We start from the raw sequence: 14982 nt of genomic DNA, 5'->3' as shown, positions 1-14982 counted from the left end.
GACACGGGGCGTTGTGGGGCTTGGTGGCGTTTACTTGCCGACGACCGTGCGCAGCTCCTTCAGTTGCTCCAGGTCGGCACCGCACGGCGCGAGGACGACCTCGGAGCAGCCGATCTCCGCCAACGCGTCCACGGTGGACCGCAGCTTGGCCTCGCCCACCGCCGCGTTGCGCAGCACCAGCTGCGCGTACGGCGGCGCGAAGCCGTAGTAGTCGCTGAGGTACCGGTCCGCGAGCTCGTCGGCCCGCGAGCCCAACGCGTAGTACGTCAGCGACACGATCTTCGGCTCACCGGAACGGCCGGCGGCCTGCCACGCGGCCCGGAACGCCGCGACGCCGTGCCTGAACATCTCGACGCCGCCACCGCCGGAGATCCACCCGTCGGCCAGCCGGGCCGCCCGGTTGATCGCCGCCGGTGAGTGACCACCCATCAGGATCGGCGGCGCCGCGGGAAGTGACGGGCCGATGCCGCCGGCGAACCCGCGCCGCTCGCCGGACCAGATGGCCCTGGCCTCGGCGACCTGGGCCTCGATCCGGTTGCCCCGCCCGCCCATCTCGATCCCGCTCGCGCGGAAGTCGTCGGGACGCGAGCCCGCGGCGACGCCGAGGACCAGCCGGCCACCGGACAGCCGGTCGATCGTCGCGGCCTGCTTGGCGAACAGCGCGGTGTTCGCCTGCAGCGGCGAGATCAGGATCGACGTCAGCAGCCGGGCCCGCTCGGTCACCGCTGCCGCGGCGGCCAGCGTGGTGAGGCTGTCGTAGTTGTCGTACACCAGCCGGTCCAAGGTGGCGAGGCTGGAGAACCCCGCCTGGTCGGCCGAGCGGGCCCACTCCAGCACGGTCTCGCCCGCCACCCCGCGGATCACACTCGGCAGGCCGACCCCGATGTCCATCAGGCGGCCGCTTCGTGACCCGGCGCCTGCCGGTTGAGCACGTTCTCCATGCCGGCCAGCTGGAAGAAGGCGCGGGCGCCCTCCGGGGTGACCATGTCCCTGGCCACGCTCAGGTGCTCCTCCAGCTGCTTCTCGAACTCCCGGACCTCGGGCTGGCGGCTCATGTGCGCGGCGACCAGTGGCAGCGGGCCATCGACGTGGATCACCCGGATCGCGGACTCCTTGCCCACGAACGCCATGGTGGCCAGCAGCTTGCCGACGACCTTGCCGTCGCCGTCGGTGACCTCGAAACTGGGGCGCCCGCTGTTGCGGAACAACTCCTTGACCGTCTCCTCGCTACCCGCCTTGATCGGGTAGAACAGCGCGTGCCAGGTGGACATCCTTACCTCCGTAAACTGCGGAACAACTAGTGGCTGGCGGTCACGCCGCCGTCGACGTAGATGACCTGGCCGTTGACGAACCGGGCCAGCGGCGTCGCCAGGTACAGCACGGCGCTCGCCACCTCCTCCGGCTCGGCGAACCGGCCGATCGGGATGCGCTGCCGCAGCCGCGCGACGAACTGCTGGTTCTGCTGCGCCGCCTCGACGAAGTCCGTGCGCATGAAGCCCGGCGCGACCGCGTTCACGGTCACCCCCCGTGCGCCCCACTCCGTCGCGAGCTGCTTCACCAGCAGGTTGACGCCGGCCTTGCTCGCGCCGTACGCCGAGAAACCCATGCGGCCGCCGGCATCCCCGCGCACCGACGACAGGTGGATGATCCGCCCGCTGCCGCGCGCCAGCATGTGCCGGCCCACCGACTGGGACAGCAGGAACGCCCCGACCAGGTTGGCGTTGACCACGTCCGCCCACTGCGCGGCGTCGAAGTGCTCGGCCGGCACGGTGACCAGCTTGCTGGCCGAGTTCACCAGCACGTCGATGCCGCCCCAGGCCGCGTCCACCTCGGCCACCGCGGCGTCGATCGACGCCGGGTCGGTGACGTCCAGGGCCAGCGGCAGCGCGGTGCCGCCGTCGGCGGTGAGCTTCTCGGCCAGCTCGGTCGCCTTGTCCAGCGACCGGCCGGCGACCGCCACCGACGCGCCCGCGGAGGCGAACTGGTCGCAGATCACCGCGCCCAGCCCGCCGTACCCGCCGACGACGAGCACCCGCTGCTCGTTCACGACATCCCCTCGCAGGCTCGGTGCTGCCGCTCGCGGTCGTCCTGTGACCATGGTTCGCGCGCAAGCTTGCTCACGACGCCCTCCTCAACTCGGCCGGTCCGAGCCCGAACAGCGAGACCGCGTTGCCGCCCAACACCTTTGCCCGGTCCTCATCGGACAGACCGAGCGCGTCGACCGAGGCCAGCGCGGCGTCCAGCGGCGTGGCGAGCGGTGGCGAGTCGGTGCCGAACAGCATCCGGTCCGGCCCGAACACCTCGACCGCGGCCCGCAGCGCCGGCAGCGACGGCGTGGCGGTGTCCACGTAGATCTGGCGCAGCTGCGCGGACAGCGGCGGCCCCTCGATCTGGTCGCGCCGCTGGGCCATGTCGAGCTTCTCGGCCAGCAGCGCGAGCGCCCCGCCCGCGTTCGGCGCGATCAGCTTCAGGCCGGGGTAGGTCCGCAGCCGGCCGGCGAGCAGGATCGCCGCCACGCCCATCGTGATGTCGCACGGGCGCACGACGTGCTCGATCGCGCCGACCTTCTTCATGCTGGAGGCGGCGACCGGCACGGCCGGCGGGTGCAGCAGCACCGGTGCACCGGTCTCCTGCGCCATCGCGAAGAACTCGTCGCCGCGCTCGTCGTCGAGGAACTCGCCACGCACGCTCGTGTTCACGATGAGCCCGGTGAACTCGTCGTACCGCAGCAGCTCCGCCGCCCGCGCCACATCGTCGGTCGCGAACGGGTTGACGTAGACGTAGCCCGTGAGCGCACCGGCCTTCTCCCGCACGGTCTCGGCCACCCACTCGTGGAAGCTCGCCAGCGAGTCGGCCGACTGGGCGTAGTTGTCGATGCCCGGCGCCGGCAGCATCGTGCCCGCGCCGACCGGGCTGCCGACCACCGTGGTGGTGATGCCCAGCGCGGCCTTGCGCTCCACCATGCCGTCGATGTCGCCGAGGCTCGGTGGCATGGGGAAGCGCTTCAGCAGCTCGGGAGGCGTGACGTGCCCGTGCACATCGATGGTCATGCCGGCTCAGTCCCGCGGCGGGCCGAGGACCTGGCCGCCGTACTTCTGCGTGGTGGCCATCACCGCGCCGAAGTCGGGGAAGGTGGACGGGTCGAACGCGGGGATCTCCAGCCGCTCGGCCGGGGTGCCGGTCTCGACGAACCAGTTCTCGTAGCCGGCGGGGGTGCCCAGCACCAGCGTGCGCGCGGTGTCCGACTCGACCTTGTAGGAGTGCGGGATGTTGCGCGGCAGGAACACCGAGTCGCCGGCCGTGGCGTCGAACAGCTGGCCGCCGACCTCGATGCTCATCTCACCCTCGAGGATGTGGAAGAGCTCGTCCTCGTTGCTGTGCACGTGCACAGGTGAGCCGTAGCCGCGGTTGCACGACATCTCGGCCAGCCAGTACTGCCCGCCGGTGTCCTCGCCGGTGGCCCGGAAGACGACCAGCGAGCCGAAGTGCCAGATGGCCTTGCCCTGCGAGGGTCCGCACAGGAACGGTTTGGTGTCCGACATGGGGGCTCCTTCAGGGGATGACATGTCCTTGATCTCGTTTGTACTCAAGGGAACTCGAGGCCCACCGAAATGACGGTCGGGCCTCGACCGCGGTGTCAGGCGGCCGTACGCGACACGTCGGCCTCGGTGCCGAGGCGCACCGGCAGCGCGTCCAACCTGTTGATGCCGCGGGGAAAGCCGCGCCGCCAGGTGACCTCGGCGGCGGGCACGGAGAACGCGATGTCCGGGAAGCGGCGCAGGATCGTGCCGAACGCGACCTGTGCCTCGATGCGCGCGAGCGGCGCGCCGAGGCAGTAGTGGATGCCGTGGCCGAAGCCGAGGTGCGCGTTGTTCTTGCGGGTGATGTCGAACCCGGCCGGCCCGGCGAACTGGCCGCCGTCGCGGTTGGCGGCCGCCCAGATGACCTGGATGACCTCGCCCGCGGGGATCGCCACGCCACCGACCTCGATGTCCTCCTTGGTGAAGCGCAGCGCGGAGAGCTCGGCCGGCCCGGTGAAACGCAGCATCTCCTCGACCGCGGCCGGCAGCAGTGCCGGGTTGGCGCGCAGCCCAGCCAGCTGGTCGGGGTGGGTCAGCAAGGCGTACACGCCGTTCGCGATGAGCTGCGCGCTCGTCTCGTGACCCGCGTTGAGGATCGTGATGACCATGGAGATCAGCGCGTCGTCGTCCAGCCGGTCGTCGTCGGTGGAGTTCGCGAGGGCGGAGACCAGGTCGTCGCCCGGCTCCGCGCGGCGCAGGGCCACCAGCCGCGACGCGTAGTCCAGCATGGTCCGCGCGCCGGGCGCGACCTGCTCCCGGGTGCCCCACATCATCCCCTCGAGCGCCTCGCGCCACGGCGCGCGGAAGTCCCGCGGCACCCCGAGGAGCTCGCTGATCACATCGAACGGCAGCGGGTAGGCGAACCGCTCCAGCAGGTCCACCTCGTTCTCCCGGGCGAGGCCGTCGAGCAGCTCGTCGGTGATCTGCTGGACCCGCGGCCGCAGCGCCTGCACCCGGCGGGCGGTGAACACCTTCGACACCTGGCGCCGCACCGCCGTGTGCCGCGGAGCGTCCATCATGGACACGGACTTGCCGAGGTAGCGCACGTACTCGGCCGGGATGCCCGGCGCGGCAACGGTGTCCAGCCGGTTCTGGTACTCGGGGCTGTTGCTCACCCCGGGGTGGTTCACGACCGCCAGGACGTCGGAGTAGCGGGCGACGACCCAGGTCGGGGTTCCGTTGAAGTGCCGGACCCTGGTGATGCCCCGGTCCCGGAGCCGGCCGTAGGCCTCCTGGTCGAACAGCAGGTCGAGCAGCTTCGGCCCGTCGGTCATCGCGCACCTCGTTCGTGGAATGAGCCCGCACCGAACGACGCGTCCGAGGGCGCGTCGTTCGGTGCGGTCGGGCGGGTCAGGCCGGCACCGGTGTGACCGACCGGGTCGGGTCGGACTGGATCTTCTTCCGCGGCCGGCCGAACCGGCGCATGATCGGGTTCTCGACGTAGGTGAAGAGCAGGTGCGCGGTCAGCAGGCACACCCCGAGCAGCCCGACCCACATGAGGACGGCGACCGCCGGGCTGTAGGTCGTGCTGAACTCGCTGCGCAGCCAGTACACGAGGATCGTCTGGGTCATGAAGAACGCGTAGGAGATGTTGCCGCCCCACACCATGAACTTGTTCGTCAGGATGTTCTTGGAGCCGCGGATGTCCGCCGTGGCGACGGCACCGAGCATCATCACGTTCGGGATCAGCGCGACGGCGGCGTAGGTCCACGGCGCCGGCACGTACTGCGCGGCGACACAGGACGCGATCCAGGTCAGGAACACGGTGACGAAGTTCAGCCGGGGGAACTTGCCGGCCATCACGATGCGGGCGAGCAGCACGCCGAGCACGAACTCGAAGATGCGTGCGGGCGGGAACAGCGACGCGAACCACATCTGCTCGGTCGACAGCTGCAGCAGGTTGCCCGGGTACACGAAGCCGCCGATGAGGAACACGGTAACCAGGTTGACGCCGACGATGCCGCCGGCCATCCCGGCCGCCCAGCCCCACAGGTGCGAGGCCTTGATCCGCCGGACGAGGTTGAGCACCAGCGGGAACGACGCGTAGAACAGCAGCTCCGCGCACAGCGACCAGACGATGTAGTTGGTGCCGCCCTCAGGCTCGTGCACGTCCCAGGTGTTCACCAGCAGCAGGTTCGGCAGCCAGTTCGAGGTGGCGCCGGCGATGAGGAACAGCGCGACCACGAACGTCACCACGTGGTTGGGGAACACCCGGAAGAACCGGCGCCGCCAGAACGACCGGGCGGTGTCGGTGGGCCGGGCCGACCAGGTGAGCACGAAACCGCTCAGCATGAAGAACAGCGACAGGAACGGCAGGCCGATCGGGATGAGGAAGTTCGACATGCCCTCGGCGAGACCGCGGTCGGCGAAGAAGCTCACCGGCTTCTCGTAGTTGACCGGGTTCACCGCGTGGCTCGAGTGGATGAAGAAGATTCCTAAGGCGATGGGAAACCGGAAACCGGTTAAGCCATGCAGCCATTTGACCTTCGGCTGCTGGACTCCCGAGTCCGTGGACGCAGACATGTAGGCACCTTTCGAAATCCCGGGAATCCGGGAGACTCACATATGGGTAAGACTGAGCCCGAGCCGTCCCGGCGTCGTGGGGAACGAGTCTCCGAGTGGTGGGAATCTCGGCCGGGAGTCTCGGTTCGGGAATGCGGGTCGAGCGGGACCCGGGTTACGAGACGGACAGGCTCAGCGGCTCCGCCCGCGCGGGCACGACCTGGTCCCGCGACTCGCTGGTGTGCTTCTCGACGTACCAGACGGCCACGCCGACGACACCCACGACGCCGAGGCCCAGGCACACGTAGAGCGCGATCTCATAGCCCATCGCGGCGGCGATGTTGGCGATAACACCGGCGATCGCGAACCGGAAGGCCATCGAGATGGAGACCTGGACGGTGAAGTCCGAGCCCGCGTTGGTGTCCCGGGCGTAGTCCATGTTGATCGTGTACATGACGGTCCACACCGCCGCGTTGAACACGTTGACCAGCACGATCGCGATGAGCGCCCAGGTCATGCCGCCGACCGTCACGACGGGCAGCACGGCGCCGATCGCCACGAGCTGGCCGACGCTGTACAGGAGCAGCGCGCGCTTGCGGCCCATCCGCTCGACGAGCATGCCCGCCGCGACGGCGGTGACCATGCTGACCACACCGCCGACCCCGTTGGACAGCAGGCCGACCGCGCCGACCGAGACGCCGCCGTCGATCATGATCGGGACCAGCAGGCCGTACGCGCCGGGCATGGCGAGGGTGAGCAGCGGCGTGAGCACGAACGCCCAGCGCGCGGCGCCCTGCTGGCGGAACAGGGCGAGCACCGACGGGCGGCGCGCCCGCTCGACCGGGGCCGGCTCGTCGGCGTGGCGCTCGCGGTGGCGGACGATGAAGTAGACCGGCATGGCGGTCAGCGCGGCGAGGGACAGGATCGCGGGGACCCAGCCGAAGGCGTCGTACAGCACGAGGACGAGCCCGCCGCCGATGATGTCGCCGACGAAACCGGCTCCGACCTGCAGCCCGTTGATCGGGCCGCGGCTGCGGCCGGTCATCTCCCGCACGGCGAGCGCGTCGGTGGCGATGTCCTGGGTCGAGGACAGGATGGCGACGATCGCGAGCAGCCCGAGGATGACCCAGATGTTCTCGATCACATCGAACGGCGCGATCGCGACGATCGCCAGCGCGGCGGCGGGTTGGGTGATGAGCAGCCACGACCGGTAGTGGCCCAGCCTGCGGGAGCCGAACCGGTCGACGAGCGGGGCCCACAGGAACTTCAGTGCCCAGACCATGCCGAGCACGAAGATGACGCTGATGTCCTCGAGCGACCCGCCGCGGTCCCGGGAGATGGCCACCAGTGCGGTGAACAGGAAGCCGATGGCCAGGAATTGGCTCATGTAGAGCGGAATGAAGACCTTGTACAACGCGCGCTTGTCGTTCATCGGCCACCAGCAATCTCGTCAGGGTGAACTCGCCGCTGACGACGTTCTAGCGGCCCGGTGGAACCGCGCTCGAGACCCACTCGAAGGATGATCCCCCATTCGCGCGGAATGTCACAGCAGATTCGGGACGTTTCCCGGTCCGTGGTGGACCGCGGATTGATGCCATTGGGACATTCGGCGCGAAACCCTTGACCGGACGAGCGTCCTCGCCAGCCGAAGGAGCCCCGATGGTCGCAGTGAACCCCACAGGGAACCCGGCTGGAAGTCCGGCTGGGAGTCCGGCTGGGAGTCCGGCCGCGACCGGACCGCGGGCGGGCCTCGCGCCGTGGCAGCTGCGGACCGTGCTGCTGGTACTGCTGACGGGGCAGCTGCTCTCCGCGCTCGACCAGAACATCGTCGGCACCGCGCTGCCCACGATGGTGGGCGAGTTCGGCCGGATGGACAGCTTCTCCCTGGTCGTCACGTCCTACCTGCTGGCCACGACGGCCTCGATGGCGCTCTACGGCAAGCTCGGCGACCTCTACGGACCCAAGCGGATCTACATGGTCGCGATCGGGATCTTCACGGCCGGCTCGCTGCTGGTCGGGCTGGCCCAGGACATGACCCAGCTCGTCGCGTTCCGCGCGGTCCAGGGCATCGGCGCGGGCGGGCTCGTCGTCATGGCGTTCACGATCTCGGCGACGGTCGTGCCGCCCCGCCGGCTCGGCCGCGTCCAGGGACTGGTCGGCGCCGTGTACGCGCTCGCCTCGCTGGTCGGGCCGCTGGTCGGCGGCGCGCTGACCGAGTACGTGTCCTGGCGCTGGTGCTTCTGGCTGAACGTGCCGATCGGTGTCGCCGGGCTGATCGTGCTGGCCACGATGCTCAAGCTGCCGCACGCGCGGCGGACGGCCTCGGTCGACTACCTCGGCGCGGTCCTGCTGGTGGCGGCCACGTCGGTGCTGGTGCTCATCAGCATCTGGGGCGGCACCGAGTACCCGTGGCTGTCCGCGCCGATCCTCGCCCTGATCGCGGCCGCGGTCGTGCTCGCCGTGGTGTTCGTGGCGTGGGAGCGCCGGGCCGCGGAGCCGATCCTGCCGCTGTCGCTGTTCCGGCTGCCGGAGATCGGCCTGGCCATGGCGATCACGTTCGTCATCGGCGTCGCCACCATCGGCGCGTACTTCTTCATCCCGATCTACCTGCAGGTCGTCCGCGGTGACGACCCGACCGCGGCCGGGCTGAACCTGCTGCCGCTGATGATCGCGGTGATGCTCGGCTCCGGCGCGAGCGGCTGGCTGATCGCGGCCATGCTCGGCCGGGCCAAGGTCGTGGTGGTCGCCGGCGTGGCCGCGATGACCGTGGGCCTGTTCCTGCTGTCGCTGCTGGACGCCGCCACGCCGGCCTGGCAGCTGTGGGCCTACCAGGTGATCCTCGGGACCGGCATCGGCATGGTGATCTCCAAGCTGATCATCGCCGTGCAGAACCTGGTGAGCCGCCGCGAGCTGGGCACGATCACCGCGCAGGCCAACTTCGTCCGGGTCGTCGGCTCGGCGATCGGCGCGGCCGTCTTCGGTGCCGTGCTCGCCGCCCGGCTCGGCGCCGCCTGGACGCACAGCGCGGTCGCCGACCAGGTGCCCGGCGGCTCGGCCGTGCTCTACGAGGACCCGGCGTCGATCAAGGCGCTGGCCGGCACCGCGCCCGAGGTCTACCCGGCCGTGGTCGACGCGTTCGCGAGCGCGCTGCAGGGCGTCTTCCTCGCCGCCGCCGGCCTGATGGTGCTGGCCTTCGTGCTGACCTGGTTCCTGCCGAACACCGTCCTGCGGGACGACCACGAGGGCGCCCGGTCGTGACCAAGGAACGGGAGGCGCTCGACCGCAAGCTGCTCGCGGTCGCGCTGGTCGTGGCGATCGGCGCGGTGACCCCGATCGTCGACATGACGATCATCGGCGTCGCGCTGCACACGCTGTCCGACTCGTTCCACACCGGACTGTCCACCGTCCAGTGGGTGATCACCGGCTACATCCTCACCACGGCCATGGTCGTGCCGCTGACCGGCTGGGCCACCGAGGCGTTCGGCGGCCGCAGGCTATGGCTCGTTGCGCTGGCGATCTTCACGGTCGGCTCGCTGCTGTGCGCGCTGTCCTGGTCGATCGGGAGCCTGATCGTGTTCCGGCTGCTCCAGGGCATCGGCGCGGGCCTGCTCGGGCCGGTCGGCACGGCCATCGTCGCGCGGGCCGCCGGGCCGAACAGGATGGGCCGGGCGATGAGCGTGGTCGGCGTGCCGCTCGTGCTGGGGCCGGTCATCGCGCCGGTGGTCGGCGGGATCCTGCTCGACCTGGTGTCCTGGCGGTGGATCTTCCTGATCAACCTGCCGATCGGTGCCGTCGCGTTCGCGCTGTCCTGGGTCGTGTTCGACCGGGATACCGAGACCAGCCGCGGCCGCCTCGACCTGCGCGGGTTCCTGCTGCTCTGCCCCGGCGTGACGCTGCTGGTCTACGGGCTGGTGAACGTCACCTCACCGGGTGCGCTGACCTCGGCGGCGTTCCTCGTGCCCGTCCTGGCCGGGGCCGCCCTGCTGGCGGCGTTCGTGCGGCACGCGCTCACGGTCGAGAAGCCGCTGCTGGACCTGCGGCTGCTGGGCAACATCACGGTCTCCTCGGCCGGCGCCATCCAGTTCCTGATGAACGCCACGCTGTCCGGTGCGATGATGATCTTCCCGCTGTACTACCAGCTCGCCAGGGGCGAGTCGCCGTTGATCGCGGGGCTCCTGCTGGTGCCGCAGGGGCTCGGCGTCGCGATGACGATGCCGATCGCCGGCCGGATCGTCGACAAGGGCCGGCCGAGCCTGCTCGTGCTGTGCGGGATACCGTTGCTGGCCTTGGGTTTCGTGTCGTTCACGATGGCCGGCGCGGACGGGAGCTACCTGCGGCTCGGGCTGTCGCTGTGGGTCATCGGGGTCGGCGCGGGCTGCACGATCATGCCCGCGCTCACCACCGCCTACCGGGCGCTGGAGCCGCGGCGGATCCCGCACATCACCGCGACGTTCTCGATCCTCCAGGAGCTCGGCGCGTCCGGTGCGGTCGCGGTGTTCATCGTCGTGCTCGAGGCGCAGCTCGCCGCGAACGGGGCCGCTTCGGCCGCCGCGTTCGAGACGGTGTTCTGGCTGCCGCTGACCCTGGTCCTGCTGTGCCTGGTCCCCGCCTTGCTGGCCTGGCGCTCGACGACGCCCCGCGCGGGCACGGCCGAGCCGGAGCTGGCCGAGGTCGGCAGCTGATGCGCTGGACCGTGCACGGCGAGCGGCGCATCTACGGCAGCCCGTGGCTGGACCTGTGCCTGTCCGATGTGGAGCTGCCGAACGGGGCCCGCTACGAGCACCACCTCGTGCGCGTGCCGAGGTCGGTGGGCGCCGCCGTGCTCGACGGCGCGGGGCGCGTGCTCATGGTGTGGCGGCACCGGTTCACCACGGACACGTGGAACTGGGAGCTGCCCGGCGGCTGGGTCGACCCGGGGGAGACGCCGGCCCACGCCGCCGCCCGCGAGGTGGAGGAGGAGACCGGCTGGCGACCGAGGGGGCTCCGCGAGCTGGCCTACATCCAGCCGATCGCCGGTATCTCCGACGCCGAGCAGTTCATCTACGTCGGCGAGGAGGCGCGGCTCATCGGCCCGCCGAGCGACGGCTTCGAGTCCGACCGGATCGCCTGGATCTCCCTCGCCGACGTGCCGGCCATGCTGGGCCGGCGGGAGATCGTCGGCGGCGTGTCGGTGGTGGCGCTGCTGCAGATCCTGCACGGCCGGGACACCGGCGCCTCGGGATCTCGGGCCGCCTGAGCCGTTCGCGGACCTCTGCCTCAGGCGGCCGCGCGGCCGGCCAGGCCGGTGTGGACGGCCGCGATGACCTGACCGACCTGGTCGTCGGTGAGGTGCGGGCCGATCGGCAGGCTCAACACCTCGGCCGCGAGCCGCTCGGCCAGCGGCAGCGCACCGGGCGCCGTACCGAGCTCGGCGAACGCCGCGGACCGGTGCGGCGCGATCGGGTAGTGCACCAAGGTGTGCACGCCCGCGGCGGTGAGCCGGTCCTGGAGACCGGCCCGGTCCGCGGTCCGGACGACGAACAGGTGCCACACGTGCTCGGCCCACTCGCTGGTGGTCGGCAGCACGAGGCCGTCGAGCCCGGCCAGCTCGGTCCGGTACCGCCCGGCGACCGCGGACCGGCGCGCGTTCCACTCGTCGAGGTGCGTGAGCTTCACCCGCAGCATCGCGGCCTGCAGCTCGTCCAGGCGGGAGTTCGTGCCCTTGACCTCGTGGTGGTACTTGACCGTCGACCCGTAGTTGCGCAGTAGCCGGACCTTCGCGGCGAGCGCCGCGTCGTCGGTGACGACCGCGCCGCCGTCGCCCAGCGCGCCCAGGTTCTTGCCGGGGTAGAAGGAGAACGCCGCCGCGTACCGGCCGCCGATGCGCTCGCCCTTGTAGCGGGCGCCGTGCGCCTGCGCGGCGTCCTCGACGACCGCGAGCCCGTGCCTGGCGGCGACCGCGCCGATGGCGTCGAGGTCGGCGGGCCGGCCGTAGAGATGCACCGGCACGATCGCCCGCGTGCGCGGGGTGACGGCGGCGTCGAGGGCGGCCGGGTCGAGGTTGAAGGTCAGCGGGTCGGGCTCGACCGGCACCGGGGTGGCGCCGGTGGCCGCGACCGCGAGCCAGGTCGCGATGAACGTGTGCGAGGGGACGATCACCTCGTCGTCCGCGCCGATGTCCAGCGCCCGCAGCACGAGCACGATCGCGTCGAGGCCGGAGCCGACCGACACACACCTCCGGCCGCCGCAGTACGCGGCGAACTCGGCCTCGAACGCCTCGTTCTCCGGGCCGAGCAGGTAGCGGCCGGAGGCGAGGACGCGCTGGGTGGCGGCGTCGAGCTCGGCCTTGAGCTCCGCGTACGGGGCGGCCAGGTCGAGGAACGGAACGGTCATGATGCCGCCTCCGCGGAGAAGAGTGCGTCGGCGGTCATCGCAGGTCCCCGGTCATCGCCTTCGCGTCGCGGAGGAACGTCTCGTAGTCGCGGTAGTACTCGGTCTCGTCGTAGGGCTCGGAGACGAGCCACAGGCCGACCGTGCCAGGCGCGAAGTCGATCATGTCTCGCCAGACCATGGGGCCGACGTAGAGGCCGCGGCTGGGGTTGTCCAGGGTGACCTTGTCCTGGGTGAAGCCGTCGTCGACGACCACGTCGAAGCTGCCGTGGACGGCGACGATGACCTGGCGCAGCCGCCGGTGGCCGTGCGCGCCGCGCTCGGCGCCCTGCGGAATGTGGTGGATGTAGTAGGCCCGGCGGATCTCGAAGTCGATGCCCTTCCCTGGCTGGACCACGGTGAGCTTTCCCCGCGGGTCGCTGTGCTCCGGCAGGTCGACCAGCCGGCACGGGCTGACGCGACCGACGCCCCCCGGAATCACGTTCGTCACTGACAACCACCCCACTGGTCCGGAATTCGCCGTACGGTTGTCAACAATGACAGCGGCCGGCTCATTTTGACCGGTGGGATTTTCCCGGCGGCTCGGGAACATTTCCCGGCGGGCTCAGGACAATTCCGGTCATAGCATGGGTTCATGCGCGTACTCTTCTCCAGTCTCTCCGCCTACGGGCATTTCTTCCAGTTGCTGCCGCTCGCACTGGCCGCGCGCGACGAGGTCCACCAGGTGGTGTTCGCGACGGGCGAGGTCCGGCACCCGATGCTGACCGGCCTGGGTCTCGAGGTCCTCGCCGCCGGGCGGTCGACCGAGGAGGTCGTCGCGCAGGCCGCGCACGCGGCCGGGGTGCCCGTGCCCAGCGAGGACACGCGCCCGAACAAGGAGGCGATGGAGGCCATCTCGATGGGGTTCTGCCGGCTGATGCCGCAGAACTTCGTCGACGACCTGGCGCCGGTGCTCGCCGGCGGGGCGGTGGACCTCGTGATCCACGGCGCGTACAACCCGGGTGCCGGGCTGGCCGCGCGGGTCGCCGGGGTGCCCGTGCTGTGCCACGGGACCGGGCGCGCCCGGCCGGCGGACGACCAGCTGATCGCGATGTCCGAGGTGGTGCTGCGCGAGTACGGCGCGGAGCTCGGCGTCGACCTGCCGCCGGTGCACTCCACGTACCTCGGGCACCCGTACCTGGACATCACCCCGCGGTCGCTGCAGGACCCGGGTTTCCTTGCCGGGCCGACGAAGCGGATCGAGCTGCGGCCGGTGCCGTTCGCGCCGCCGGGTGAGCTGCCCGCGTGGGTGCGCGCGCGTACCGACGACCGGCCGCTGGTGTACATGACGCTGGGCACCGAGTCCGACGGCCGGGTGATCAACACGATGCGCCAGGTCGTCGACGGTCTGTCCACCTTGGACGCGCAGATCCTGGTGGCCACGCCGAAGCTCGTCGACGAGTTCCGCGTGGTGCCCGACAACGTGGTCGTGGAGCGCTGGGTGCCGCAGGCCGAGCTGCTGCCGCACGTGGACCTCGTCGTGCAGCACGGCGGCAACGGCACCACGTTCGCGACGATGGCCACCGGGGTGCCGCAGCTGTTCATCCAGAACCTGCCGGGTCCCGACCAGCTGCTGAACGCCGACATGGTCTGCGACGCCGGCGCCGGCGAGAAGATGCTGCTCGAGGAGGTCAGCGCGGAAGCCGTCGCCACCGCGGCGAAGCGCCTCCTGGCCGACACCGACCGGCGCGCCGCGGCCCGCCGGATAGCCGACGACATCGCGGCGATGCCCTCGCCCGCGGAGGTGGCCCGGCAGCTGCCGGGCCTGGCCTGAGCACCACCCGACCCTGGGGTCAGCGGTTGCCGGCGGGCGCGCCCCACCTCGTGCGCCCCCAGGGCTTGTAGATCGACAGCACCAGGCAGGTGAGGTAGCACGTGCCGGACACGATGCCGGGCGCGATGAGGCCCATCGTGTCGCCGATCTCCTGGACTACCAGCCGGCCCGGCGGCGTGCGGTCGGCGATGTCGCCCAGCTCCGTGAAGCCCGGCGTCAGCAGGAACGTCGTCAGCAGCACCGTGACCGACGTGATCAGGAACTTGGTGAGCACCCACTTGTGCCGCACCAGGCCCCACCGGGTGCCCAGCGACACCAGCAACCCCGTGAGGAACGCCGTCCACGCCACCGGGATCATCAGCACCTCGCCGAACACGTCCAGCGCGTGGAACAGGCCGACCTGCACGGCCGGGTTGTCCGTCGTCGTCGCGGTGACCGCCAGGGTCATGTTGCCGATCGTGAGGCCCAGCCAGGTGACCGACGACAGCACGTGCAGCACCAGCACCAGCTTGCGCACCGGTGGCGGCATCCGCGGGAATCGTCGGGCCTGGGCCGGCGCGCGCACCGCCGTGTCGCTCATGCCGTCACCTCGCAGGTTCGCTGACGCCCCAGCGTCGATGGTTCGCTCGCGAGCTCGGTCATGCCGTCACCTCGCAGGTTCGCTGACGCCCCAGCGTCGATGGTTCGCTCGCGAGCTCGGTCATGCCGTCACCTCGC

15 protein-coding genes are annotated in these 14982 nt (G+C 70.9%); 4 read left to right on the top strand and 11 right to left on the bottom strand.

Going from position 1 to position 14982, the window contains the following annotated elements; genetic code table 11:
* Positions 1-30 precede the first annotated feature (30 nt).
* From GEV28_RS16365 to GEV28_RS16330, 8 genes are all read right to left on the bottom strand, one after another.
* A complete protein-coding gene (locus GEV28_RS16365; RefSeq protein ID WP_291412934.1) occupies positions 31-891 on the bottom strand; it encodes an LLM class flavin-dependent oxidoreductase in 861 nt (286 codons plus the stop codon).
* Complete coding sequence (locus tag GEV28_RS16360; RefSeq protein ID WP_291412933.1) at positions 891-1271, bottom strand: SchA/CurD-like domain-containing protein; 381 nt, start codon at positions 1269-1271, stop codon at positions 891-893. Before GEV28_RS16360 ends, GEV28_RS16365 begins: the two co-directional genes overlap by 1 nt.
* A 26-nt stretch (positions 1272-1297) precedes the next feature.
* Positions 1298-2047 (bottom strand): SDR family oxidoreductase, encoded by a 750-nt coding sequence (locus tag GEV28_RS16355; protein WP_291412932.1) that lies wholly within the window; start codon positions 2045-2047, stop codon positions 1298-1300.
* Positions 2048-2117: 70 nt separating this feature from the next.
* Positions 2118-3050: an amidohydrolase family protein gene (locus GEV28_RS16350; protein ID WP_291412931.1), complete on the bottom strand. Its 933-nt coding sequence runs from the start codon at positions 3048-3050 to the stop codon at positions 2118-2120.
* A 6-nt stretch (positions 3051-3056) separates the two neighbouring features.
* Positions 3057-3542, bottom strand: a complete 486-nt coding sequence (locus tag GEV28_RS16345; RefSeq protein WP_291412930.1) for a cupin domain-containing protein — start codon at positions 3540-3542, stop codon at positions 3057-3059.
* A gap of 95 nt (positions 3543-3637) precedes the next feature.
* Positions 3638-4855, bottom strand: a complete 1218-nt coding sequence (locus GEV28_RS16340) for a cytochrome P450 (protein WP_291412929.1) — start codon at positions 4853-4855, stop codon at positions 3638-3640.
* Positions 4856-4931: 76 nt separating this feature from the next.
* Positions 4932-6104, bottom strand: a complete 1173-nt coding sequence (locus tag GEV28_RS16335; protein ID WP_291412928.1) for an acyltransferase — start codon at positions 6102-6104, stop codon at positions 4932-4934.
* A 154-nt stretch (positions 6105-6258) separates the two neighbouring features.
* Positions 6259-7515, bottom strand: a complete 1257-nt coding sequence (locus GEV28_RS16330; RefSeq protein WP_291412927.1) for an MFS transporter — start codon at positions 7513-7515, stop codon at positions 6259-6261.
* 227 nt (positions 7516-7742) lie between these two features.
* On the opposite strand from GEV28_RS16330, the gene GEV28_RS16325 reads away from it, so the two are divergent.
* From GEV28_RS16325 to GEV28_RS16315, 3 genes are read left to right on the top strand one after another with little or no spacing between them, the layout of a single operon-like run.
* Positions 7743-9341: an MDR family MFS transporter gene (locus GEV28_RS16325; RefSeq protein ID WP_291412926.1), complete on the top strand. Its 1599-nt coding sequence runs from the start codon at positions 7743-7745 to the stop codon at positions 9339-9341.
* Positions 9338-10765: a DHA2 family efflux MFS transporter permease subunit gene (locus GEV28_RS16320; protein ID WP_291412925.1), complete on the top strand. Its 1428-nt coding sequence runs from the start codon at positions 9338-9340 to the stop codon at positions 10763-10765. The genes GEV28_RS16325 and GEV28_RS16320 overlap by 4 nt, the downstream gene beginning before the upstream one ends.
* Complete coding sequence (locus tag GEV28_RS16315; RefSeq protein ID WP_291412924.1) at positions 10765-11319, top strand: NUDIX hydrolase; 555 nt, start codon at positions 10765-10767, stop codon at positions 11317-11319. The genes GEV28_RS16320 and GEV28_RS16315 overlap by 1 nt, the downstream gene beginning before the upstream one ends.
* Positions 11320-11339: 20 nt before the next feature.
* On the opposite strand, the gene GEV28_RS16310 is transcribed toward GEV28_RS16315, so the two are convergent.
* Positions 11340-12455: a DegT/DnrJ/EryC1/StrS aminotransferase family protein gene (locus GEV28_RS16310; RefSeq protein WP_291412923.1), complete on the bottom strand. Its 1116-nt coding sequence runs from the start codon at positions 12453-12455 to the stop codon at positions 11340-11342.
* Between the two features lie 34 nt (positions 12456-12489).
* Entirely contained in the window at positions 12490-12942 is a 453-nt protein-coding gene (locus GEV28_RS16305) for an FdtA/QdtA family cupin domain-containing protein (protein WP_291412922.1), read from the bottom strand.
* 144 nt (positions 12943-13086) lie between these two features.
* Between GEV28_RS16305 and GEV28_RS16300 the strand changes: the two genes are divergently transcribed.
* Complete coding sequence (locus GEV28_RS16300) at positions 13087-14265, top strand: glycosyltransferase (RefSeq protein ID WP_291412921.1); 1179 nt, start codon at positions 13087-13089, stop codon at positions 14263-14265.
* Positions 14266-14284: 19 nt separating this feature from the next.
* On the opposite strand, the gene GEV28_RS16295 is transcribed toward GEV28_RS16300, so the two are convergent.
* Entirely contained in the window at positions 14285-14845 is a 561-nt protein-coding gene (locus tag GEV28_RS16295) for a hypothetical protein (protein WP_291412920.1), read from the bottom strand.
* Between the last annotated feature and the right edge of the window lie 137 nt (positions 14846-14982).

Source organism: Actinophytocola sp., from assembly GCF_009379765.1.
GTDB lineage: Bacteria > Actinomycetota > Actinomycetes > Mycobacteriales > Pseudonocardiaceae > Actinophytocola.
This window is presented reverse-complemented; position numbering and strand designations above follow the sequence as displayed.